This is a genomic window from Cohnella candidum (assembly GCF_003713065.1).
Lineage (GTDB): Bacteria > Bacillota > Bacilli > Paenibacillales > Paenibacillaceae > Cohnella > Cohnella candidum.
This window is the reverse complement of sequence record NZ_CP033433.1, coordinates 1,768,341-1,789,373: the sequence shown is the minus strand read 5'-3', so window position 1 is coordinate 1,789,373 and position 21,033 is coordinate 1,768,341. Positions and strand designations below refer to the sequence as shown.

The following is a 21,033-nucleotide window of genomic DNA, read 5'->3' as shown; positions in this document are numbered from 1 at the left end:
CATGCGGATCGGTTCTCACGTCAGCACGAGGGACGGCTACCGCGGCGCGGCGGTACAGGCGGCCGCGATCGGCGGAAACGCCTTTCAGTATTTTCCGAAAAACCCGCGCAGCCTGCACGTCAAGCCGTTTGATCGGCGCGACGCCGCCGCCTGCGCGGAATGGTGCAGGGAGAACGCCGTTTCCTCGATCGCCCACGGCCCATATCCGGTCAATCCGGCGGCCGAAGGTGAAGCGGCGGAGACGATGGCGTTGTCCACGCTGAATGATCTGGACATCGCGAATACGTGCGGATCGATCGGCGTTGTCGTGCACTTTGGCGTTTATAAAGGGACCGACCCGTTGCAAGGGTATCGGAATATCATCCAGTGGCTGAACGCCGTCACTTCCGCATGGACGGGCGACGCCAAAATCCTGCTCGAAAACCAGGCAGGCGACCACGGCATATTCGGCACGACGCCGGAAGAGCTTGTCCAAATCCGAAGCCTGTGCGCGGAGCCCGGAAAGATCGGGTTCTGCCTGGATACGTGCCATCTTTTCGCCAGCGGCGAATGGAAACCGGGCAAATGGGAAGCTTTCGCGGAAAGGGCGAGGTCTCTCGGTTATTGGGATGCGCTCGAGGCGGTTCATCTGAACGACTCCAAATATGAGTCCGGTTCCCGCAGGGACCGGCATGCCGTTCTCGGCAAAGGCTTTATCGGGGAGGATGGCTTCCGCGAAATGCTGTCCACGCCGGAAATCCGCCGCGTCCCTCTTCTGTTGGAGACGCCGGAGGAGACGGGCGGAACGCACCGCGAACAATTGGCGCTCGCGAAAAGATGGAACGGGGAGGAACCGACATGATCCACGTCTATTTGGACGATTTGCGTCCTTGCCCGCCGGGCTTTGTCCTCGCACGATCCGCGGAGGAATGTTTGCTGCTGCTCGCGGAGAGCGAGGTCGGCATCCTCTCGCTGGACTATGAGCTTGGATACGGGCAGCCCAACGGCGCGGCGGTCGTGAAAGGGATCATCGTCAGCGGGAAATATCCGAAAGAAGTTTACGTGCATTCTTCCAGCCCCATGGGCCGTGCGCACATGGTGAAGCTGCTGAGGGATGCCGAACCGCCCGGCGTCGCCATCCATGACGGCCCGATGCCGGAGAGCGTGCTTCGGGAAGCCGCTTTGCGTGCGGGAGGGGGCGGCGGCGGTGCGTGAATGGGAGCCTTCGGAATGGCGGCGGGAATGGACCGCCGCTCCGGGACCGCTCGCCGTATTCGTACATACGCCGCTATGCGGGACATGTAAAGCCGCCCGCCGGATGATGGACGTCGTCATAGAGATGATGCCGGAGCTTCCGATAGCCGCGGCCAATTTGAACGCAATGCCGGACCTGGCGCAAACGTTCCGAATCGAAAGCGTGCCGTGCCTGCTCATCAAGCGGCCCGACGGAGGCGTCAAAAAACGCTACCGGTTCGGGTCGGTTACCGAGCTGGTGGAGCGATTGAGAGCGGCGGATTTGAAGGGGAGGACCAAGCTGCCATGATTGAACTGAACGCATTGACCCTGCGCCGCGGGGAGAAAGAAATATTGAAGGGCGTCGATTTGCACGTCAAAGCGGGAGAGCGGTGGACGCTGCTCGGACGCAACGGGTGCGGGAAGACGACGGTCCTGGAAATGATCACGGGATATCTGTTCCCAACGACGGGAACCGTGGATGTGCTCGGCAACCGGTACGGACAGGTAGACGTCCGCGAAGTCCGCAAGAAAATCGGATACATCAGCCCTTCGCTCATGGAGAAATTCACGCTGCGCGATCCCGTTTGGGAGATCGTCGCGGGCGGGGCCTACGCTTTCCTGCGGATTTACCAGGAAGTGCCCGAAGAAATCAAGGAACGCTCGCTGCGGGAACTGGAACGGACCGGCCTGCTCGGGACGGCGAACCAGCCTTTCGGTACGCTGTCGCAGGGTGAACGCAAAAAAGTGCTGCTCGCCCGCACGATGATGGCGTCGCCGGAGCTGCTCATCTTGGACGAGCCTTGCGCGGGGCTGGACCTGTACGAACGCGAGAAGTTTCTGGATACGTTGTCCGGATTCGTTTCCCCGGATTTGTCCATGTTATACGTCACGCATCATATCGAAGAAATCGTCCCTTTCTTTACTCACGTCGCTTTGATGGCCGAAGGCCGGATGGCCGCCCAAGGGCCGAAAGAGGACGTGCTCACGCCGGAACTGCTGCAGCAAGCTTACGATCTGCCGCTGCAGGTGGACTGGTCGGAAGGACGTCCGTGGATTCGGGTCGGAGGTGGACGATGACGTCTGTTACATTCATCGGAACGGCAAATCCGGGATTCGCTCCCTATGCGATGGAAGAATTGCGCCGCCGTTTTCCCGGCTCCTCCGTGTCCGGGCTTTCGGGCGAGACGTTCCGATTTTCGCCCGGCGTATCGGATACGGAGGAATGGCTGAAGGAAATCCGCCGCGACGAGCCCGTGTTCCTTCGCCATCTGTTTCCCCTCGACGCCGAGGTTCCGTTAACAGACGATCCCGGAAGTACGGCAGATGCCATCGTGGCTTATGCGCGCACGCTGGCAGACAAGGTGAACGGCCGGAAAGTGGCCGTACAGGTCCGCAAGGCCGTTAACAGTCCGTTTCCGTTCACGTCGGCGGAAGCGCGGGATATCGCGGCGGGCGTCGTCCGGGAAGCGGGCGGAGAGCCCGTGCTGCAGGACGCGGATTGGATCGTGTCGCTGTACGCTTCGCCCAAGACGCTGTTGTTCGGCTGCTCGGAGCCCCGAAACAACCTGTCGGACTGGCCGGGCGGCGCGATTCGCTTTCGCCGGGAGGAAGGCTTGCTATCCCGTGCTGCGTTCAAGCTGCTGGAAGCGGAACGAGCCTTTCGGCTGCCGCTCGACCGGTTCAATAACGCGCTCGATCTGGGCGCGGCTCCCGGCGGCTGGTCATCGGTGCTGCTGGATCGGGGGCTGAAAGTAACGGCGGTGGATCCGGCGGAAATGGATCCTTCGCTGAAGGGCCATCCAAGGCTTCACCATCTCAAGAAGAACGCGGCGGAATTGTCGTTTCCGCCGGGGACGTTCGATTTGCTCGTCTGCGACATGAGCTGGGATCCGCATCGGACGTGCCGGCTTGTCTCCGCCTTGTCGCCCGCCTTGTCGGCGGGAGGCTCCGGGATCATCACGCTCAAGCTGATGTACCGCAAGCCGTTCCAGACCCTCCGGGAGCTTACGGAAGCCTATTCCGAGCATTTCGACGTCCGCAGGGTCAAGCAGTTGTTTCACAATCGCGAAGAAGTTACAATGTGGGTACGCAGGAAGCCTTGACTTCTTTTAGGCAACAGTATGGCACATCGGATCGGGAAAGCATCCCGCTCCCGGCACCGGTTTTCCCCGCAAGGGGTACCGGCCGCCGGCGGCGGGATTTTTGCGTTTACAGGCAATGGTGAGCTGGCCGAATAGCGTGAAAATAAGGAGGGGAAAGCGATGGAAGCGCAGCGAAGGGCGATACCGGCGTTGGCTGCAGGCTTGGTGTGGGGTGATCGCTACAGAATCGTCGGCCAGATCGGCCGGGGCGGCATGGGCAGCGTATATTTGGCCGAAGATCTTCGCTTGAACGGCAAGCTGAGGGCGCTCAAGCTGACGTGCACCCTGACCTCAGAGAGTGAGGCTTTCATCCGGGAAGCCCGAATTCTGGCCGACCTGCAGCATCCGAATCTGCCGGACATCGTGGATTACTTTCCGCCGGACGAAAGCGGGTGGGCTGTACTCGTCATGGAGTACGTGCCCGGGGACACGCTTGGCGACGTCTTTGCCCGGAGCGGCGGCAGGCTTCCTTACGCCAGAGTACTCCGTTACTTGGAGCAGTTGTGCGGTTTGCTCTGCTATTTGCATGGCAGGCAGCCGCCGATCGTATTCCGCGATTTGAAGCCTTCCAACGTGCTGATCGATTCCCTCGACCGGGCAGTGTTGGTCGATTTCGGCATCGCGCGGGCGTACCGGCCGGAAGCCGCAGCAGATACGGAGCGGCTGGGCACCCCCGCGTTCGCCGCGCCGGAGCAGCTTCGCGGCCTGCAAACCGACGCCCGTTCGGACTTATACGGCTGGGGTGCGCTCGCTTATTACCTATTATCCGGAGGCCGTTCAGCCTATCAGAGGACCGGCTCACTGCGGAGCGAGCTCCAGCCGGAGGTGCCGGCCGGCTTCCTTGATTTGCTGGATGAGCTGCTCTCGGACAACCCCGGTATGCGTCCGCAGAACGCGGAGACATTGAAGCGGCGCATTCGGGAGCTCGAGGAGGGATGGAACCGCTGCGAAGCGGATTGGGTACATACGCCGAAACCTACGGAAGCAGCGCACGATGGCGTGACGATAGCGGCCGTCCTGTCGGCGTATCCCGGCGCAGGCGCCACCTTCTCCACGCTGGGTTTGTCCGCCTTCTTGTCCTCCCGCGGAATCGCCCACGCCGTCGTCGAATTCCCGGCCGGAGAGCCGGAACTGCACGCCCTGCTGGACGGCGCGCGCCGAATGCCCCGTCATGCGGCGTTCGCCGATCCTTCCGGCAGGGGGCCGGCCTTACCCGCCTGGAGAGAAGCGAAGGCGAGCCTATACCCGGCGAATCCTCAAGGGGTAAGTCCCTTGCAGCCGGACCCCGCCTTCGGCGAATGGCTTCGCAGGCTCGGCGTGCCGCTTGTCCTGCTGGACGTATCGAGCCGCTGGGAGCAGGGCGGCACGGCGGAATGGCTCGAGCGGTCCGGTATCCAATCGCTGTGGTGGGTGGCGGACAGCCATCCCGCCAAATGGACGCCACGCAGGCAAGCTGCAGCGGAAGCGATCCGGGAGCGGGCGGCGCGAAACGGCATCCTGAGCGGATGGATCGCCAATCGGGATCATTCCTTTCCGGAACGCTCCGAGTGGCTCGCATGTTTTCCGACGCCCCCGATCTCTAAGCTTCACCGGGTGCCGGGGGAATGCGTTTCCCGAACCGTCTGGACGGGCGAAGGGTATCCGGCAGGCAAAGCCGGTTTGGAGACAAGCGGCCGTGCGTTTCAAACATGGGCGGAGGAGGTTATGGGAAGGCAAGGAAGCGAGCGCGTTTTTCAGACCTTCGCGAAACGTGCTACAATGGGGACATGAGACAAGAGAGCGAAATCGCGAGCCAAGCGGCGGCGCCCGTCCGAACGGGCGGCTGGATCGAGACGGGGCTGACCGCCCTGAAGCTGGGACTCACCTCGTTCGGAGGACCCGTCGCGCATATCGGCTATTTTCGGGAAACCTACGTGCGCCGCAAGCGCTGGCTGGACGAGTCGGCCTTCGCCGACTTGACCGCCATGTGCCAGTTCCTGCCCGGCCCGGCGAGCAGCCAGCTCGGCATGGCGATCGCCATGCGCCGGGCGGGAATACCGGGTGCGTTAGCCGCGTGGGCCGGATTCACGCTTCCTTCGGCGGTTTTGATGGTTTTGTTCGCATACGGTTTCGCTGCGGTGAACGAGTCCGCTTCCGGCTTGATCCATGGGCTCCAGCTGGCCGCCGTCGCCGTGGTCGCGCAGGCCGTTTGGAGCATGGGGCGGACGCTGATTCCCGATTTGGCTCGTGCCTGTATGGCTCTCATCACGGCAGCGGCAGTCCTGGCGTTTCCGGGTACGGCCGGCCAACTCGTGCCGCTCGCGCTGTGCGGGGTCGCCGGATGGCTGTTGCTGCGGAGCCAGGTTCCCGGAGATCGGCAGCGGCAGCTTCAAGATCAGGCTGAACCGTCGACCGTTCCGGTCAGCCGCAAGTTCCGGTTCGCTCCGGTCGCTTTTCTGTCGCTGTTCGGCTTGCTGCTGTTCTTGCTGCCTTGGCTGGCGCAGATGACGCAAACGCCGCTAACCCGAATCGCCGACATCGGCTACCGGGCCGGATCGCTCGTCTTCGGCGGCGGACACGTCGTGCTTCCGATGCTGGAGCACGAATCGGTCAAAGCGGGCTTGCTGGACGAACGCCAGTTCATGGCGGGATACGGCGCGGCCCAGGCCGTCCCGGGCCCGCTGTTCACGTTCGCCGCGTTCGTGGGCGCAGCGTCGTCCCAAGGCTTCACGGGCATCGTCCGCGCCGCGGCGATGCTGGCGTCCGTGTTCCTGCCTTCGTTCCTGCTTGTGGCGGGCGTCATGCCTTATTGGGAACGTTTGCGGAACAACCGGTCGGCACGTGCGGTGCTGGCCGGGGTCAACGCGTCGGTCGTCGGGCTTCTGGGCGCTGCGTTATACGATCCGGTGTGGACGTCCGCGGTGCATCATCCGGCCGATATCGCCGTCGCAGGCGCCGCTTTCGCCATATTATTTTACAAGAAGATACCGCCTTTGCTCATCGTGGCCGCCTGCGCGGCGGCCGGATGGATCATCGAGTCTATGACATAAGGAGGGGTACCCCGTGAAAGACAAAGAGAACATCCTGATCATCGAAGACGAGGACGGAATCGCAAGGATCCTGCAGCTTGAATTGGAGCACGAGGGATACGAGGTGGGGCGCGCCGCGGACGGAAGGACGGGTCTCGAAATGGCCCAATCCGGCGACTGGCACCTCATCCTGCTGGACGTCATGCTGCCCGAGCTGAACGGCATCGAGGTGCTGCGCCGCCTTCGCCAGGGTAATTCCACCGTCCCCGTCATCTTGCTGACGGCTCGGGACACGGTTCCCGACAAAGTCAGCGGCTTTGAGCACGGGGCCAACGACTACATCACGAAGCCGTTCGCCATGGAAGAACTGCTCGCGAGGGTGCGGAACATTTTGCGTATTTTCAAGGCTTCCCGCGAAGGGGAGAGCGAGGACTCGCTGAAAATCGGGGATTTGACGATCGAGCTCATCAGCCGCAAGGTGTACCGCAAAGACCATTCCATCGACTTGACGCCGCGGGAATTCGAGCTGCTGCTTTATTTGGCCCGGCACAAAAACGAAGAGAAAACGCGCGACGAAATCTTGTCCGACGTCTGGGGCTACGAGTACATCGGCGATACGAACGTCGTCGATGTCTATATCCGCTACTTGCGGCAGAAGATGGATAAAGGCTACCGACATAAGCTTCTCCACACCGTCCGCGGTGTCGGCTATATGCTGAAGGAGCCGGACGCATGACGCTGAGAGCCCGGTTTACTCTCTTTACCGTATTCTGGCTCATCTTCATCCTGATCCTGTATAATATATTCGTCTACTTTTTCGTCATTCGGGTGACGACGCGCGGGGAGCTCCAACTGCTCGCCAACAAGGCCGATCTGGTCGTGGAGGCGCTGCGCAAGCAAGGGATGTCGCGATACGACGATCCGAAGCTGCTCACGGACATGTACAACGCCAACGAAATGCTCCGGATCGTGCTGAAAGACAAAGGCGTCGTCAATAAAGTCGGCATTGATAAAGAGCTGCTCAATCTCCCGCTCGGCAATCCGTCCGCGCTGAAGTCCGAATCCTTGCAGGTGAACGGGCAGCGGATCATTTTCTTGACCGTTCCCTTATACGAGGACGGAACGTTGGTGGGCGCCGTGGAAGGCGCGCGCAGGCTGACCGTGCTGGACAGCTACATCCAGATTCTCGTCAGCGTTCTTGCCGCCACCAGCGCCGGAGCGATCGTCGTCGCGATATTCGGTACATACTGGTTCACGTCACGCATGACGGGCCCGATTTCCCAAATGGTGCAAACGATGCGCGAGATCGACCGAAGCGGGAAGCTGCATCGCGTGAAGCTGAACGGACGGGAAGAATCCGTCGAGCTCCAGCAGCTCGTCCGGGCGTTCAACGAAATGATCGACCGGCTGGACCGGACGATCGAGCATCAGAAGCAGTTCGTGGCCGACGCTTCGCATGAGCTGAAAACCCCGCTCACCGTCATCGGCAGCTATGCCGACATGCTGAAGAGATGGGGACGCGACAACGAAGCCGTGCGCGACGAGGCGATCGAAGCGATCGGCAAGGAAACCGAACGGCTGCAAAAGCTGACGAGATCGATGCTGACGCTGGCGGAAGCGGAGCAGGACGATTGGGTGAGCGTGTCCCGGTTCAACGTGACGAGCGTGGTGAAGGAGCTGGCGGAAATGCTGGGCACGACGTTCGCCCGGGATATCCGCGTGCATTCGTCGAACCAGTCGGTCCCGATGCGAGGGGACAAGGATAAAATCCGCCAGCTGCTGCTGATCCTGATCGACAATGCGATCAAGTACAGCAAAGAGCCGATCGACGTGCGCGTTCGGCAGGACAAGACCGGCGTAAAGCTGGAAGTGACCGACTACGGGATCGGCATCCCGGAAGGGGAAATCCCGTATTTGTTCGAGCGATTCTACCGGGTCGATTCCGCGCGGCATCGATTAACCGGCGGCAGCGGCTTGGGGTTGTCCATCGCCAAGCGGATCATCGACCTGCACGAAGGCAGCGTGGACGTGTTCAGCAAGCCGAGCAGCGGCACGACGATCTCGATCCATTTTCCGCGCACTCTATAAACGGATGGCGAAGCCGATCGTTCGCCTTAGGGAGAGTACAGACCAATGAAGCTTCAAAATGGGGAAAAACTGCTTTTCATCGGGGACTCGATCACTGACGCGGAACGTCAGCGTCCGGACGGCGAGGGGCTGTTCCAAGCGCTTGGCAAAGGATACGTCTCGCTCGTGGACGCTTTCCTTCAGGCTTCGTATCCCGAGCTCGGCATCCGGGTCGTGAACATGGGCACGAGCGGGAACACGGTCAGAGACCTGGAACAGCGTTGGGAAACCGACGTGGAGCAAAGAAAGCCGGACTGGCTGTCGATCATGATCGGAACCAACGACGTATGGCGCCAATTCGATACGCCGTTCATCCGTGAATGGCATGTGCTGCCGGACGAGTATGAGGCGACCTACCGCCGTTTGGTGGAACGGACGCTCCCGCAGGTCAAGGGGCTCGTTCTCATGACTCCGTTCTACCTCGAACCCAACCCATCGGACGCCATGCGCAAGCGCATGGAGGAGTACGGCGCCATCGTCCGTAAGCTTGCGGAGGAATACGGCACGTTGTTCGTCGACACGCAGGCGGCTTTCGACCGGGTGCTGACGCATCTGTACGCCGCCACCCTGGCTTGGGACCGCGTCCATCCCGGCACGGCGGGTCATATGATCCTGGCCCGGACGTTTCTCGGGGCGATCGGCTTCGACTGGAACCGCGGGTAAAGGAACGGCATTCGGTCAACTCGGCCGGATGCCGTTTGTTTAGAACACAGAGGAGGATTTCAACCTGATGAAGATGAGAGTGTCCGCCGTCCAATTCGAGCTCCGCGACGTTTCGGGATTTGACGAATTCAGCCGGCAGGTCGTTCACTATGTGCGCAACGCGGCCGAATACGGCACGCAATTCCTGCTGTTTCCGGAGTTCGTCACGACGCCTTTGCTGTCCGCAGGGAAAGGAGAGTCCGGCGATCCGATCGGCAAGCTGACGGATTATACCGACGATTACGTTTCCCTGTTTTCGGGGCTTGCGAAGGAATACGGCATGTACCTGATCGGCGGCACGCATGTGACGCGGCACGGAGACCAACTCCGGAACACCGCTTTCCTGTTCGGTCCGGACGGCTCCGTCCGCACGCAGGACAAATTGCACATCACGCCGACGGAGAAAGAAGAATGGCGGGTCAAGGAAGGAGACGGCGTCGAGGTGTTCGACACGCCCTTCGGCACGATCGGCGTGTTGACCTGCTATGACATCGAGTTCCCGGAAATCGTGCGGATGGTTCGGGCCAAAGGCGCGGACGTCATTTTCTGCCCGTCGTGCACCGACGACCGTCACGGCTTCTACCGGGTCCGCTATTGCTGCCACGCGCGCGCGGTGGAGAACCAAATCTACATCGTCACGACCGGCACGGTCGGTTCCCTGCGGCGCGTGGACTTCATGCGGGCCAATTACGGCCAAGCCGCCGTCATCACGCCGAACGACATTCCGTTCCCGCCGCGCGGCATCCTCTGCGAAGGGGAGATCAACGCGGACATGCTGATCACCGCCGATCTGGACCTGTCTTTGCTTGAGGACGTCCGCAAGGCAGGCTCGGTGACGACTTGGCGGGACCGCAGGACGGACCTGTATCCTGACTGGAAATAGGTGATCGCGTTGTACAAACGATTGAGGGTAACGGACGGCAGCCGAATGCTGCCCGCAGTCATCCGGAATTACGGGAAGGAAGATTTCGGCGGACTCATCGAGGTTCAAGCGCTCAGCTTTCCGCCGCCGTTTCCTTCGGAATTGTGGTGGAATGCCGAGCAATTGAACGAGCATGTCACCCGTTTTCCGGAGGGAGCGTTATGCGTGGAAATCGAGGGCCGGATCGCGGGATCGATGACGGCGCTGCGAGTAAGATTAGAGGATGATAAGCCCCATGACTGGGCTTCCGTGACGGATCACGGATACATCCGCAATCACGACCCCGATGGCGACACCCTGTACGTGGTCGATATTTGCGCCGCGCCGGCCTACCGCCAATTCGGTCTGGGGCATTGGATGATGCAGTCGATGTACGAAACGGTCGTCCATTTGGGCTGCAGGCGGTTGCTCGGCGGCGGCAGAATGCCGGGTTACCGGGCTGCCAACGCCGAGTCGGGGCTCAGTCCGGAGGAATATGTGGCGCAGGTGACGGAAGGCGCCAGGAAAGATCCCGTTCTGACGTTCCTGCTCCGCTGCGGAAGATTGCCCGTCGGCGTCATGGCCGACTACCTGGAAGACGAGGATTCCTGCGGATACGCCGCCTTGATGGAATGGCGCAATCCGTTTATGACTTAGCGCAGAGGAGAAAACACGCATGGAATACGTTCGCATTCAATCGATCCAAGACCCCAATTTCGCGGAAATGCACGGCTTGATGGGCCGTATTTTCCCGCCGGAGGAAGTGCTCGTGTTCGAGCTGTGGGAGGAGCCGCTTCAGGACCCGAACATCCATGTTTACGTCGCCGTGCACGAAGGTGCCGTGGTGGGAGCGACGGAATACCGCTATCAAGCGGAGCTGAAGGTGGCGATGACCGATTTCACGATCATCGGCCAGCCCGGCCTTGGCATCGGCCGCTTCCTGTACGTGAACCGGGAGAAGGATCTCCGCCGGCTGGAAAGCGAGTCGGGCACGACTTCGATCGGCATGTTCGCGGAGATCTATGATCCGCTCGAAGCCGAAGCCCTCTCGTTCGGGCAAGTGCTGCCGATGCATCCGGCGGTCCGCCGCGAGGTGCTGTCCCATATCGGGTTCAGCAAGCTGGACATCCGGTATGTCCATCCGTCCTGGGACCACGAGGGCAAAGCCGTCACCGGGCTCGACCTTGGCTTCCGGCCGGCCGACGAGAACCGGACGTCTTTGCCGGCGTCGCTCGTCGTCGCTTTCCTGCGCTGGTACTATCAAGCGCTGCCGAACAAACCGCAGGAGTGGCTGGACATGGTGGCCGCGCTCGAAAAGCGCGATGAAATCCCTTTGAAGCCTCTTTAAACCAAGAAACGCAAGCATCAGGGAAGGGGGCAGACGGGGTTGGAAATCACGTTTTTAGGACAGGGAGATTCGCTCGGCACGCCCCGGGTGTACTGCGGCTGCGGCGTTTGCGAAGAGGCCCGGACAACGGGAGCCAATCGGAGACTCAGATCCTCGCTGTGGCTGAGAGAAGAAGGCGAGCAGCCGCTGCTGCTCGATTGCGGACCCGATTGGCGTGAGCAGATGGAATCGGTCGGCGCGCGAGGCGCGTCTAGAGCGCTCCTGACGCACGCGCATTTCGACCACATCGGGGGACTCGTCGATTGGGCGGACGCTTGCCGCTGGACGGACTCGACCGCCGACGTCCATGCGCCGCTGGAAGTGCTGGAGGAAGTGCGCGAGCGTTTCCCTTGGATCGGATCGCGCCTGAAAATGCACGCGAACGACGGCGGCATGGTTTACGGAAGGTGGAATATTCGTCCCTGGAAGGTGAATCACGGGAAAAACGGCTACGCTTACGCGTACCGCTTCCAACATCAGGATACCGGCAAGGCGTGGGCGTACTGTTCCGATTCGATCAACCTGCCGGAAACGCAAAAAGCCCCTTTGCGGGGCTTGGATTTGCTCGTGCTGGGCACGAGTTTCGTCTTGGAGCCTTATCCGATGGAAACCCGGTCGGTCTATGACATGAAGGAAGGACTGGCGCTCGCGGAAGAGGTGGGAGCGGGACGGGTGTTGTTCACGCATTTGTCCCACGACGTCGACGTTCGCCGGGATTACAATCTTCCTGCTCATGTCCGGCTCGCGGAGACGGGAATGACCGTGACGGTCTAGTCACGGCTGCGAATGATGAGCACTTGGCCGCCGCGAATCGTGACGTTGCCGATGTCCGCTTCGAGCACGTTGCTCACGCCGAGCGACCAGCCGAGCGTCAGGACCGCTTCCGTGAGCGGATAGCGGAAGCCGGTCAACGTAACGCCGGTCACCGTCTCGGTAAGCGGCAGCAACGATACGTAAGGATATCTGGGATCCGCCTCGATCCGGCATTCGCCGGTGCAGAGGCGGATTTCGTTATGTTCGTCCACGAGAAGCGCTTGTCCGCCTCTCGCGAGCGCCTGCCTGAGTAGATGGACATTGGCGAGGCTATGGTCGAACCGCGTGCCGAGCCCGCCGAGAATCCGAATGTCGGCGTACCCGCGGTCCTGAGCTTCCCGAAGCGCCAGCTCCGTATCCGTCCAATCCTTGTCCACGGCGTCAACGGCCAGGCACTCCCGTGCCGCCTCTCGGATCGCAGGCAGCCGCTCCGGCGGAACGGAGTCAAAATCGCCGAGCGCCAAGTCCGGCACGAGACCTCGCGAGACGAGAAATTCCGCTCCGCTGTCCGCGCCGATCAGGTAATCGCCTTCCCGCAGCTCGTCTAGAGCCCAATCGCCCAGCCGGCCTCCCGTTACGATCACCGCGCGCCGCCCGTTTTCGTTTTGCTCAATTTTCATTCCGGTTTCCCCCGATACGTGGTCCACATGGTCACGTACCAGTATAACCGGAAAAATTCCATTGCGGAAACTTCCGGCGAACGTCTACAATGAGGAATGTTTGCGAAACTTCGACAAAGAGGGGTTATCGGCGTTGGATTTCGACGTGTTTCACGTGTTCAGCTTGATCGGGGTCATCGCTTTCGCAGCGAGCGGAGCCGTCGTCGCCATGGAAGAGGAATACGACATTCTGGGCGTGTTCGTCCTCGGTCTGGTGACGGCTTTCGGAGGAGGCGTGATCCGCAATCTGTTGATCGGCTTGCCGGTGACGACGCTGTGGAGTCAAGGACTGTTTCTGAAAACGGCGTTTTTCTCGATCCTGGTCGTTTTTGTCATGCCGTCGAGCTTGATTACCCATTGGAAAAAAGGCGAAGCCTTCTTCGATGCGATCGGACTTTCGGCGTTCGCGATTCAGGGTGCGCTGTACGCGGTGGATGCGAAATTGCCGCTCAGCGCGATCATGGTCGCCGCCATGCTGACCGGTATCGGCGGAGGCATGATCCGCGACATCATGGCAGGCCGGAAGCCGCTTGTCCTTCGGGACGAGATTTATGCGGTATGGGCGATCCTTGCGGGTCTAGCGGTCGGCATCGGCCGGCTTTCCTCGATCTGGCAGTTGATCACGCTGTTCGCGCTCGTCGTGGTGTTCCGGATGCTGTCCGTGCATTATAATTGGAGACTCCCCCGGCGTACTTTGCCGGGCAATCATAGCAAAAGCGCAGGAGGCGGATTATGAGTTACTCCGTTTTGTTCGTCTGTCTGGGCAACATTTGCCGTTCTCCCATGGCGGAGGCGGTATTCCGCGACCGGATCCGGCGCGAAGGATTGGACGGCGTCGTCCGCGTCGCGTCGGCCGGCACGGGGGATTGGCATCTCGGCCATCCGCCGCATGAAGGAACCCGCGGCGTGCTCGACGCGCGCGGCATTTCTTATGCCGGCATGAAGGCGAAGCAATTGGCGGCGGACGACGGCTCGCGCTACGACTTGATCGTGGCGATGGATTCCCGCAACGAGCGGGACATCCGCGCGGCCTTGCATCCGAAGCCGCAGGCGGAAATCATCCGTTTCCTCAGCCTCGTGCCCGAGAAGGGGATGGCGGACGTGCCCGATCCTTATTACACCGGCAATTTCGAGGAAACGTACACTTTGGTGTCGGAAGGCTGCGAGCGGTTGCTCGCTTACGTCAAGGAAAAGCTGGGGAATCGGCCATGACCGCGCATCCTCCGGTTTCGCTCACGAACATCCGCGTCGTCACGGAACAGATGCTGGCCGACCGTTTGGAACCCGTGAAGACGCTCGCCGAAGAAGAGAACGAGGCTTATCGGGTGATGAAGGACGCCGAAACGGGCGAGCATTACCTTCATTACGCGGTACGGCACTTGAACGTCGCGGCGGGAGGACTCGAAGAGGTGTACCACCAATTGATGCCGCTCGAGCATGACGACGTCATCGCGCTGGCGCTCGGCTCGCCCGATTTCACTTATCCGGCCCATTGGAATCGCGCTTACTTGCGCAACGGCCCGAATGGCGGTTTCGTCTGGTACGATCCCGACGGTGCTTCCTCGCAGGACGGCGATTACGAAGCGATCGCCGAAGAAATCCGCAGCAGGCTCGCTTCCTTCCGCAAGGAAGGGCGGGGAGGCGAGAACGAGGTCGGCCGCCTGATGGAGGATATCGAGCGCATTTTCGATCCGGATGCCGAGAAATCCTAAGAGATCCATTGCCAAATCGTTAAACCCAGGCCCGTCGCCAGATTGAACCATCCGGCGAATCGGGCCGCTTTTTTTTCCTTCATGAGCTGCGCCATACGATATCCTTCCACGTCGATTCGGAGCAGGAACAGCCCCGTCGCGATCCAGAGAAAAATCGAATAACTGACAGTCGACCCTGTGAGCACGGTAACGCCTCCGTTTCCCGTTCGTTTATTTCGCTTTCATGCCGACCCTGCGGATTTTGAAATCGACGTCTACGTCGATAGGGACGGTATTGTACATCATCTGCCATTTTTCCATGGTCTTCACGTTCTTGTTCCAATAATTCGATTTTTTGGCTCTCACGTATTCACCGAATCCGAATATATCGGAGCCCCAGCGCTGCGTTTTATGGATGAACTCGAGATACAGCTTTTCCGTGGAAACCGCGCCGAGCTCTTCCAGCTTATTGAGGATTTGATCGTTGCTGAGAGAGACGAGCTCGTTCGTTTTTTCCTCCACGTTGATTTCGGTGCTGACCTTGACGGAGAATCGAGGCTCGCCGTCCTGCAAGTAAACGCGGATTTTGGAGCTCCTGTGCGTTGCGTAAATCGTGACGGTAGTCCCCTGCAATTGGATGACGCCTCGGTAACCACCCGGGTTGATATGCTTAATCGCCATGTAGGCGGCGATTTCGAGAGGTTCGCTCGCGCCAACCATGGTGTCGCCTCGAAAGGCCGCCAAGCCGGCCAATTCCATGTTCTGCTCACTCATCATTTTTACATAGGGGAGTAAGCCTTCTTGTCCTAACTTGGAGGAGTTGCTCCAGAAATTGCCCATAAACGACTGCGGGAATTTACCCATGCGGACCGCGTTATCCAAGGTGGAGATCAAATACATCGTCGGTACCCGTTCCAAAGGCGGATGCGTGCGGATGACTTGTTCGGCTTTTCCTTGAGAGATCATCATCCACGCCATTCGCCGGACTTCCGGATTACGCCGCAGGAAATCGTTCAAGTTCGTGATGCCCTCCCGCGCCACTTCTTCCGAAACGACGATGGCACGCAAATGCCCGAAAAATAAAAGCGAGGAGATTTGCTGCTGCAGGTTCATCATTGCGTCGTCGATCGTATGCCCCGTCACGCCGATCACCCACAGCGTTTCCGAAGGTTTTCCTCCTCCTCCGCCGCCTTCGCCGGGTCCGAGCGGGATTTTTCCGGGCAAGGCGATTTGGACCGTGACGCGGATTTTATGCTGTTCGGGTGCAGGAAAGGATCCCGGCATGTGGGTCACATCGTCTTCCGACTCGCCATTGTCCGGTTCGGCCCTATCTACCGCGACCCCGAGAATGACCGCGCGTTCTTCGAGTTCCAAACGGTCCCAGCAGCCGGTGACCAGGGGAACGAATGCCAGCAGGACGGCGAGAAGTTTACCCGTTTTTTTGCGACGTTTTCGATTCAAGCCCATCCCCCCTCACTCCCCGGATCATCGCGATCAAGAGAAGGAGCGCCGGATACCCGATCGTCAAATACAAGCCCATCATGCCGACCTGTTGGATCGTCGTGTACATTTCCACGATGCTTTGCGGCTGCATGGCGAGCATAAAGATGAACGGCAATAGAAAAACGAGAGCATCCGGTAATCCCGCAGCCGGAACAAGTTCGTGATGGAAACGATGGTCAACGTATAGGTGGAATAAAGCGTCGTGAATACAGCGGTAACCCATACGGCCAAAAATGCGGCATCCAACCTTTCCAAGACGTTGGCCGGCAAAGAAGTCGTCTTCGCAAGCTCCAGTGTCGGCCAGAGCAGCAGCTTCGTTTCCTCCGCTCCGAATACGCCGACCGTCGCTGCCACGATCGCGACGTATAATCCGCCGGCGATGAGAATGCCGAATGCGCTGGCTTTCAAGGCTTTATTCGGATTGCGCATGGCTGGGATGACGCAGGAGAGAATGAACGAACTTTGAAACAGATTACCGATCGAGAAAATGCCGGGGACCATGTTTACGATCCCAGAGCCCGTATTGGGCTGCAAATTGATGTAATCCGCGTTTTTCAAAGACAAGATGACGATAAGCACCGCGGGAACGAGCAGGAACGGCAGATAGAAATAATGGATATAGGCGAACGTCGTCATACTGTGGCGGGAAGATATGGCCGCCAGAATGAGCATGACGATGACGGTCACTTCGACGGGGGTGTTTTTCAAGACGGAGGTGATCACGACTTCCCCGAACTCCCTGGCCGCGAATGCCGTCAAAAGCCCGAAGAACAAGATGATGGCCGTACTCCCGACCCACGACGTCCACTTGCCGATAATCACTTCGCTGTATTGGACCAGGGTTTGCCTGGGGAATCTTTTGCCCAGCAGCGAGAGTAGGACCAAACCGACGAAACCCAGCAGCGAACCGAGCAAAGTGACCAACGGAGCGCCGGAGCCGGCGGCTCTGACGGCGAACAAGGGAAGGGGGAGTATGCCGACGCCGATGATCGAGCTGACGAGGATGGCCACGGTCTCCAGGAAAGTGATCTCACGGTCGGACTTCATTTGGCAGACTCCTTGTCGTTGGGGTTCAGGTTTTTCGGGTCGAGAACGTTGGTAGGCGGTTTTCGGAGCTGTTCCACCGTTTCCCGATTCACCCGATCCGGGTCGCGCGGGTTCAAGAAGGAGGGGCGTTTCTTCATCGACCATATCGGGGTGCGGAAGAGAACGTCCATCATGCCGCTGACGTTGCCCGGAACGACCGGGCTAAGGTAAGGGATGCCGAACGATTTCAAAGACAGCATGTGGTTCACGATCAGGATCAATCCGACCATGATGCCGTAAAGTCCGAAGATGCTCGCCATGATGATAAGCGGGAAGCGCAGGAGCCGCAGCGCGAGCGCGGCGTTGTACGCCGGGGTCGCGAAGGAGCCGATCGTCGTAAGCGCGATGATGACGACGGTGATGGGACTCGCGAAGCCCGCGGATACAGCCGCTTGGCCGATGACCAGGACGCCGACGATCGATAACGCACCGCCGACTTGCTGGGGAAGGCGGATCGTGGCTTCCCGCAGCACCTCCATGGAGATCTCGATGACCAGGACCTCGATGATCGCGGGAAACGGGACGCCGGCCCGGCCGCCCGCTACGGCCACGGCGAATTCCGTCGGAATCAATTCCGGATTGTAGGAAATGATGGCGACGTACAGGGAAGGGAAGATGAGGGAGAAAACGAGCGCGATGGCCCGCGCCAGCCGAATGGCGCTCATGAGCAGGAAGCGTTCGGTATAATCCTCGACCGTCTGGTAGAACTGGTTAAACACGATCGGGACCAACAGGGCGAGCGGGGAACCGTCGACGAGTATAGAGACCCGACCTTCCAGCAGATTGGCGGCGACCTTGTCCGGACGTTCCGTATATTGAATCTGCGGGAACGGGGAAATGTTGTTGTCCTCGATGTATTGCTCCAGGTAACCGGAATCGAGAATAGCGTCCGCCTTGATATTGGACAGCCGTTTCTCCACTTCTTCAACGAGCGCTGGATCCGCGATATCCTCCAAATAACAGAGCGCGACTTTGGAGTGGGTTCTCTCGCCGATTTCCATCGTGCGGATCCGCAGCGTTTTCGTCTGCAGACGGTAGCGGAGCAGAGCGATGTTCGTCCCGAGCGGTTCGATGAAGCCTTCCCTAGGACCCCGGATGACCTGTTCGGTCGCGGGCTGGTCGACGGAACGTTTGTCGATCTTCCGAGTGCCGATCACAAGCGCTTCTGAAATCCCCTCGATGGCCACGACCGAGTCTCCGCGCAATACGGCGGCGGAAACTTTCTGGTAATCCGCTTCCCATCTGCATTCGCTGTGGTAGAGCGCTTCCTGAATCAAGACGGATTTCAGTTCTTCCTCCGGACACCCCTCGCCATCAAGACGCGGCGGAGCAGTCATCAACGCTTTTAGGATTTGGGTGTTGACGATTTCTTGGTCAATCATGTTGAAGAAATAGAAGAGAACGGCCGGACGGCTTCCGAAAACGATGAAAGGGCGGACCGCGAAGTCGTCGCTTTGGCCGAGTTCGGCTTTGAAGTAAGCGATCGTTTCTTCCCGGCTTCCGCCGATCGATGGGGGAGTCAACGCGGTCACCGCCTCCGGATGCAGGATTCTCCGCAGTCTTGCGGAGATGTGTGTCATTTTTTACATCCGGAGGGGGATTTAAACAAAAATGCCCCTTTCATTGAAGGGGCATTGCGGCGTGAAGTGATTTCCTCGTTCAGTATCGGCGGGCGGGGCCGAGGAACGGCGCCAGGGCCTCGGGGAGCAGCTGCTGCCAGAAGCCCCATTTGTGCTCGCCGTCCCGTTCGGCGTAATCCACGCGGGCGCCTTTGGACACAAGCAAGCGGTGCATTTCGCGGTTAAGCGTGACGAAGTCGAACGTTCCGCGGTCCGTTTCGAACGCGGTTTCCTGCAGGCCGACCGCCATCCACAAGTTCAAGCCGGATAGATCGCCGGCGGCTTTCGCCTGCTCCATCGAGTGATCGTAATAGGCGCCGGATAAAGACAAGATTCGGTTAAACAGATCCCGGCGCTGCAGCGACAGGCTGAGGCATACGGCGGCTCCGAGCGAATCCCCCGCCAGAAGGCGATCATCAGGCGTACGGCGGACGGAAAAATGCCTTTCGACGTCCGGCACCATTTCTTCCGCGAAAAAACGGGTATATACCTCGTGACGGGATCCGCCCGGCATGTATTCCGATGTGCGAAGCCTCTTATCGACATCGACGCCGACGATGACGAAGGGTTCCCAATCTTCTTCGAGGATCAAGCCCTGTCCGATGGTCGCGATGCGGCCGAAATTAAAGAAATCCTCGCCGTCTTGACAGTATATAACCGGGTAACTGATCGTCTCCTGGTATCCCGGGGGCAGATAAATCCGAAGGCTTCGCTCGCCTTCCGGCAAGAAACGGCTGGGAACGACATGTTTGACGACGGTTCGACGGGTGACGGCAAAGTCGCTCATGCAGATCTCCTCCTGAGGTAAGGTATGGGAAATCCCGGCCATGGGAAAACCAATGAAGGATTTGGACCGGGGATTGTATCAACGTGTTACACCGATTTAAACGACCTGTTATACAAACAACATAGTGCCGAAATGCCGATAAACATAAGGATTTCTTGTATTTCTCTTTGACCAAACGACTCATACAGAAGTATAATAATTCTATAACAGAAACTCCTCTTCCACAATCTATGATGAGGTGACTTTAATGAGCAAAGTATCTTTGGAAACGCCGGAGGCGAAAACCGGCGGTTTGCCGCACGAAGTGCGCGCGAATGACGTCGCTCCGCTGCAGGTATTGTCTCCCGAGGGAGAAGTCGTCAATCCGGACTACATGCCGGAATTGTCGGACGATCAATTGAAGGAAATCATGTACCGCATGGTATTTACCCGCACGTGGGACGAGCGGGCGATTAACCTGGGCCGCCAAGGCCGTCTGGGCTTCTACGCGCCGGTTTCCGGCCAGGAAGCGACGATGGTCGGCAGCGAATACGCCCTGAACAAAGACGATTTCATCTGCCCCGGCTACCGCGACATGCCGCAGATCGTATGGCACGGCTTGCCGCTGTACCAGGCTTTCCTGTATTCCCGCGGCCACCAGCATGGCGGCCAGATCCCGGAAGGCGTCAACGTTTTGATGCCGCAAATCATCATCGGCGCCCAGATCCTGCATGCGACCGGCATCGCGATGGGCTTCAAGCTGAAAAACGAGAAACGCGTCGCCATCACGTATACCGGTGACGGCGGTTCTTCCGAAGGCGATTTCTACGAAGGCCTGAACTTCGCCGGCGCGTTCAAGCTGCCGACCATTTATTTCGTCCAAAACAACGGTTACGCGATTACGACGCCTTTCGCCAAGCAGACGGCCGCGCAATCCATCGCCCATAAGGCGCTGGCGGCGGGCATCCGCGGCGTGCAAATCGACGGCATGGACGTGCTGGCGGTTATCGCGGCCGTACGAGAAGCGGCCGAAATCGGTCGCAACGGCGGCGGCGCGACGCTGATCGAGGGCCTGACCTACCGGTTCAAGCCGCACTCGATGGCGGACGACACGACCAAATACCGCACCAAGGAAGAAGAAGCGGAGTGGAGCGAGAGGGATCCGCTCGTCCGGTTCGGCAAATTCCTGGCCAAAAAAGGACTCTGGTCCGACGAAGATACGGCTCGCGTGAAGGAAGAAGCGAAAAACGCGGTCAACGAGCATATCAAAAAAGCGGAGCAAACCGAGAAAATGACGGTGTCCGGACTGATCGACTCGATGTTCGAGCAAACGCCGCCTCACCTGGAAGAGCAAAAAGCCGATTTCCAATAACCGAGATTCGCTATCGGATCCATAGACGGGGGAGTAAAACAGC

Annotated in this window: 24 protein-coding genes; 18 read left to right on the top strand and 6 right to left on the bottom strand. The window is 59.5% G+C overall.

Going from position 1 to position 21,033, the window contains the following annotated elements:
- Nucleotide 1: 1 nt before the first annotated feature.
- The 14 genes from EAV92_RS08435 (at nt 2) to EAV92_RS08370 (ending at nt 12,255) form a co-directional block, all read left to right on the top strand.
- Nucleotides 2-841 (top strand): deoxyribonuclease IV, encoded by an 840-nt coding sequence (locus tag EAV92_RS08435; protein WP_123040650.1) that lies wholly within the window; start codon nt 2-4, stop codon nt 839-841.
- Nucleotides 838-1,194 (top strand): cyclic-phosphate processing receiver domain-containing protein, encoded by a 357-nt coding sequence (locus tag EAV92_RS08430; protein WP_123040649.1) that lies wholly within the window; start codon nt 838-840, stop codon nt 1,192-1,194. Before EAV92_RS08435 ends, EAV92_RS08430 begins: the two co-directional genes overlap by 4 nt.
- Nucleotides 1,187-1,522 carry a thioredoxin family protein gene (locus tag EAV92_RS08425; protein ID WP_241158481.1) on the top strand — a complete coding sequence of 112 codons (336 nt, stop codon included), beginning with the start codon at nt 1,187-1,189 and terminating at the stop codon, nt 1,520-1,522. Before EAV92_RS08430 ends, EAV92_RS08425 begins: the two co-directional genes overlap by 8 nt.
- Nucleotides 1,519-2,292, top strand: coding sequence for an ABC transporter ATP-binding protein (locus tag EAV92_RS08420; protein ID WP_123040647.1), 774 nt, complete (start codon nt 1,519-1,521; stop codon nt 2,290-2,292). Before EAV92_RS08425 ends, EAV92_RS08420 begins: the two co-directional genes overlap by 4 nt.
- Complete coding sequence (locus EAV92_RS08415) at nt 2,289-3,317, top strand: 23S rRNA (cytidine(2498)-2'-O)-methyltransferase RlmM (RefSeq protein WP_123040646.1); 1,029 nt, start codon at nt 2,289-2,291, stop codon at nt 3,315-3,317. Before EAV92_RS08420 ends, EAV92_RS08415 begins: the two co-directional genes overlap by 4 nt.
- A 159-nt stretch (nt 3,318-3,476) precedes the next feature.
- Nucleotides 3,477-5,126, top strand: a complete 1,650-nt coding sequence (locus EAV92_RS08410; RefSeq protein WP_123040645.1) for a serine/threonine-protein kinase — start codon at nt 3,477-3,479, stop codon at nt 5,124-5,126.
- Nucleotides 5,123-6,385, top strand: a complete 1,263-nt coding sequence (gene chrA / locus EAV92_RS08405) for a chromate efflux transporter (protein WP_123040644.1) — start codon at nt 5,123-5,125, stop codon at nt 6,383-6,385. Before EAV92_RS08410 ends, chrA begins: the two co-directional genes overlap by 4 nt.
- A gap of 13 nt (nt 6,386-6,398) precedes the next feature.
- The gene (locus tag EAV92_RS08400; RefSeq protein WP_123040643.1) at nt 6,399-7,100 is read left to right on the top strand and encodes a response regulator transcription factor; all 702 of its coding nucleotides are present in this window, start codon (nt 6,399-6,401) and stop codon (nt 7,098-7,100) included.
- Nucleotides 7,097-8,452, top strand: coding sequence for a sensor histidine kinase (locus EAV92_RS08395; RefSeq protein ID WP_123040642.1), 1,356 nt, complete (start codon nt 7,097-7,099; stop codon nt 8,450-8,452). The genes EAV92_RS08400 and EAV92_RS08395 overlap by 4 nt, the downstream gene beginning before the upstream one ends.
- A 45-nt stretch (nt 8,453-8,497) precedes the next feature.
- Nucleotides 8,498-9,154 (top strand): SGNH/GDSL hydrolase family protein, encoded by a 657-nt coding sequence (locus EAV92_RS08390; RefSeq protein WP_123040641.1) that lies wholly within the window; start codon nt 8,498-8,500, stop codon nt 9,152-9,154.
- Nucleotides 9,155-9,221: 67 nt separating this feature from the next.
- The gene (locus EAV92_RS08385; RefSeq protein WP_123040640.1) at nt 9,222-10,076 is read left to right on the top strand and encodes a carbon-nitrogen hydrolase family protein; all 855 of its coding nucleotides are present in this window, start codon (nt 9,222-9,224) and stop codon (nt 10,074-10,076) included.
- 45 nt (nt 10,077-10,121) lie between these two features.
- Nucleotides 10,122-10,751, top strand: a complete 630-nt coding sequence (locus EAV92_RS08380) for a GNAT family N-acetyltransferase (protein WP_123043636.1) — start codon at nt 10,122-10,124, stop codon at nt 10,749-10,751.
- A 19-nt stretch (nt 10,752-10,770) separates the two neighbouring features.
- Nucleotides 10,771-11,442, top strand: a complete 672-nt coding sequence (locus EAV92_RS08375) for a GNAT family N-acetyltransferase (RefSeq protein WP_123040639.1) — start codon at nt 10,771-10,773, stop codon at nt 11,440-11,442.
- A 39-nt stretch (nt 11,443-11,481) separates the two neighbouring features.
- Complete coding sequence (locus EAV92_RS08370) at nt 11,482-12,255, top strand: MBL fold metallo-hydrolase (protein ID WP_123040638.1); 774 nt, start codon at nt 11,482-11,484, stop codon at nt 12,253-12,255.
- Here the strand turns inward: EAV92_RS08370 and EAV92_RS08365 are convergent.
- Nucleotides 12,252-12,914: a thiamine diphosphokinase gene (locus EAV92_RS08365; protein ID WP_123040637.1), complete on the bottom strand. Its 663-nt coding sequence runs from the start codon at nt 12,912-12,914 to the stop codon at nt 12,252-12,254. The genes EAV92_RS08370 and EAV92_RS08365 overlap by 4 nt on opposite strands.
- A 133-nt stretch (nt 12,915-13,047) precedes the next feature.
- On the opposite strand from EAV92_RS08365, the gene EAV92_RS08360 reads away from it, so the two are divergent.
- From EAV92_RS08360 to EAV92_RS08350, 3 genes are read left to right on the top strand one after another with little or no spacing between them, the layout of a single operon-like run.
- Complete coding sequence (locus EAV92_RS08360; protein ID WP_123043635.1) at nt 13,048-13,689, top strand: trimeric intracellular cation channel family protein; 642 nt, start codon at nt 13,048-13,050, stop codon at nt 13,687-13,689.
- Nucleotides 13,686-14,165 (top strand): low molecular weight protein-tyrosine-phosphatase, encoded by a 480-nt coding sequence (locus EAV92_RS08355; RefSeq protein WP_123040636.1) that lies wholly within the window; start codon nt 13,686-13,688, stop codon nt 14,163-14,165. The genes EAV92_RS08360 and EAV92_RS08355 overlap by 4 nt, the downstream gene beginning before the upstream one ends.
- On the top strand, nt 14,162-14,665 hold the full coding sequence (locus EAV92_RS08350) for a hypothetical protein (protein WP_123040635.1): 504 nt from the start codon (nt 14,162-14,164) through the stop codon (nt 14,663-14,665). The genes EAV92_RS08355 and EAV92_RS08350 overlap by 4 nt, the downstream gene beginning before the upstream one ends.
- Here EAV92_RS08350 and EAV92_RS08345 read toward each other — a convergent pair.
- The 5 genes from EAV92_RS08345 to EAV92_RS08325 form a co-directional block, all read right to left on the bottom strand.
- Nucleotides 14,662-14,850: a CLC_0170 family protein gene (locus tag EAV92_RS08345; protein ID WP_123040634.1), complete on the bottom strand. Its 189-nt coding sequence runs from the start codon at nt 14,848-14,850 to the stop codon at nt 14,662-14,664. The two genes, EAV92_RS08350 and EAV92_RS08345, sit on opposite strands and share 4 nt — an antisense overlap.
- Nucleotides 14,851-14,875: 25 nt before the next feature.
- A complete protein-coding gene (locus tag EAV92_RS08340; RefSeq protein WP_123040633.1) occupies nt 14,876-16,111 on the bottom strand; it encodes a Ger(x)C family spore germination protein in 1,236 nt (411 codons plus the stop codon).
- 72 nt (nt 16,112-16,183) lie between these two features.
- Nucleotides 16,184-17,194 (bottom strand): GerAB/ArcD/ProY family transporter, encoded by a 1,011-nt coding sequence (locus EAV92_RS08335; RefSeq protein WP_338134408.1) that lies wholly within the window; start codon nt 17,192-17,194, stop codon nt 16,184-16,186.
- Nucleotides 17,191-18,813, bottom strand: coding sequence for a spore germination protein (locus tag EAV92_RS08330; RefSeq protein ID WP_123040632.1), 1,623 nt, complete (start codon nt 18,811-18,813; stop codon nt 17,191-17,193). Before EAV92_RS08330 ends, EAV92_RS08335 begins: the two co-directional genes overlap by 4 nt.
- 79 nt (nt 18,814-18,892) lie before the next feature.
- Nucleotides 18,893-19,639: an alpha/beta hydrolase gene (locus EAV92_RS08325; RefSeq protein WP_123040631.1), complete on the bottom strand. Its 747-nt coding sequence runs from the start codon at nt 19,637-19,639 to the stop codon at nt 18,893-18,895.
- A gap of 247 nt (nt 19,640-19,886) precedes the next feature.
- Between EAV92_RS08325 and pdhA the strand changes: the two genes are divergently transcribed.
- Complete coding sequence (gene pdhA / locus EAV92_RS08320; RefSeq protein ID WP_123040630.1) at nt 19,887-20,990, top strand: pyruvate dehydrogenase (acetyl-transferring) E1 component subunit alpha; 1,104 nt, start codon at nt 19,887-19,889, stop codon at nt 20,988-20,990.
- Nucleotides 20,991-21,033 lie beyond the last annotated feature (43 nt).

What these genes read in the sequence shown, in the direction of transcription:
- EAV92_RS08435 (WP_123040650.1), top strand. Translation starts at nt 2, where the DNA reads ATGCGGATCGGTTCTCACGTCAGCACGAGGGACGGCTACCGCGGCGCG.
- EAV92_RS08430 (WP_123040649.1), top strand. Translation starts at nt 838, where the DNA reads ATGATCCACGTCTATTTGGACGATTTGCGTCCTTGCCCGCCGGGCTTT.
- EAV92_RS08420 (WP_123040647.1), top strand. Translation starts at nt 1,519, where the DNA reads ATGATTGAACTGAACGCATTGACCCTGCGCCGCGGGGAGAAAGAAATA.
- EAV92_RS08415 (WP_123040646.1), top strand. Translation starts at nt 2,289, where the DNA reads ATGACGTCTGTTACATTCATCGGAACGGCAAATCCGGGATTCGCTCCC.
- EAV92_RS08410 (WP_123040645.1), top strand. Translation starts at nt 3,477, where the DNA reads ATGGAAGCGCAGCGAAGGGCGATACCGGCGTTGGCTGCAGGCTTGGTG.
- chrA (WP_123040644.1), top strand. Translation starts at nt 5,123, where the DNA reads ATGAGACAAGAGAGCGAAATCGCGAGCCAAGCGGCGGCGCCCGTCCGA.
- EAV92_RS08395 (WP_123040642.1), top strand. Translation starts at nt 7,097, where the DNA reads ATGACGCTGAGAGCCCGGTTTACTCTCTTTACCGTATTCTGGCTCATC.
- EAV92_RS08390 (WP_123040641.1), top strand. Translation starts at nt 8,498, where the DNA reads ATGAAGCTTCAAAATGGGGAAAAACTGCTTTTCATCGGGGACTCGATC.
- EAV92_RS08385 (WP_123040640.1), top strand. Translation starts at nt 9,222, where the DNA reads ATGAAGATGAGAGTGTCCGCCGTCCAATTCGAGCTCCGCGACGTTTCG.
- EAV92_RS08380 (WP_123043636.1), top strand. Translation starts at nt 10,122, where the DNA reads ATGCTGCCCGCAGTCATCCGGAATTACGGGAAGGAAGATTTCGGCGGA.
- EAV92_RS08375 (WP_123040639.1), top strand. Translation starts at nt 10,771, where the DNA reads ATGGAATACGTTCGCATTCAATCGATCCAAGACCCCAATTTCGCGGAA.
- EAV92_RS08365 (WP_123040637.1), bottom strand. Translation starts at nt 12,914, where the DNA reads ATGAAAATTGAGCAAAACGAAAACGGGCGGCGCGCGGTGATCGTAACG.
- EAV92_RS08355 (WP_123040636.1), top strand. Translation starts at nt 13,686, where the DNA reads ATGAGTTACTCCGTTTTGTTCGTCTGTCTGGGCAACATTTGCCGTTCT.
- EAV92_RS08350 (WP_123040635.1), top strand. Translation starts at nt 14,162, where the DNA reads ATGACCGCGCATCCTCCGGTTTCGCTCACGAACATCCGCGTCGTCACG.
- EAV92_RS08340 (WP_123040633.1), bottom strand. Translation starts at nt 16,111, where the DNA reads ATGGGCTTGAATCGAAAACGTCGCAAAAAAACGGGTAAACTTCTCGCC.
- EAV92_RS08335 (WP_338134408.1), bottom strand. Translation starts at nt 17,194, where the DNA reads ATGAAGTCCGACCGTGAGATCACTTTCCTGGAGACCGTGGCCATCCTC.
- EAV92_RS08330 (WP_123040632.1), bottom strand. Translation starts at nt 18,813, where the DNA reads ATGACACACATCTCCGCAAGACTGCGGAGAATCCTGCATCCGGAGGCG.
- EAV92_RS08325 (WP_123040631.1), bottom strand. Translation starts at nt 19,639, where the DNA reads ATGAGCGACTTTGCCGTCACCCGTCGAACCGTCGTCAAACATGTCGTT.
- pdhA (WP_123040630.1), top strand. Translation starts at nt 19,887, where the DNA reads ATGAGCAAAGTATCTTTGGAAACGCCGGAGGCGAAAACCGGCGGTTTG.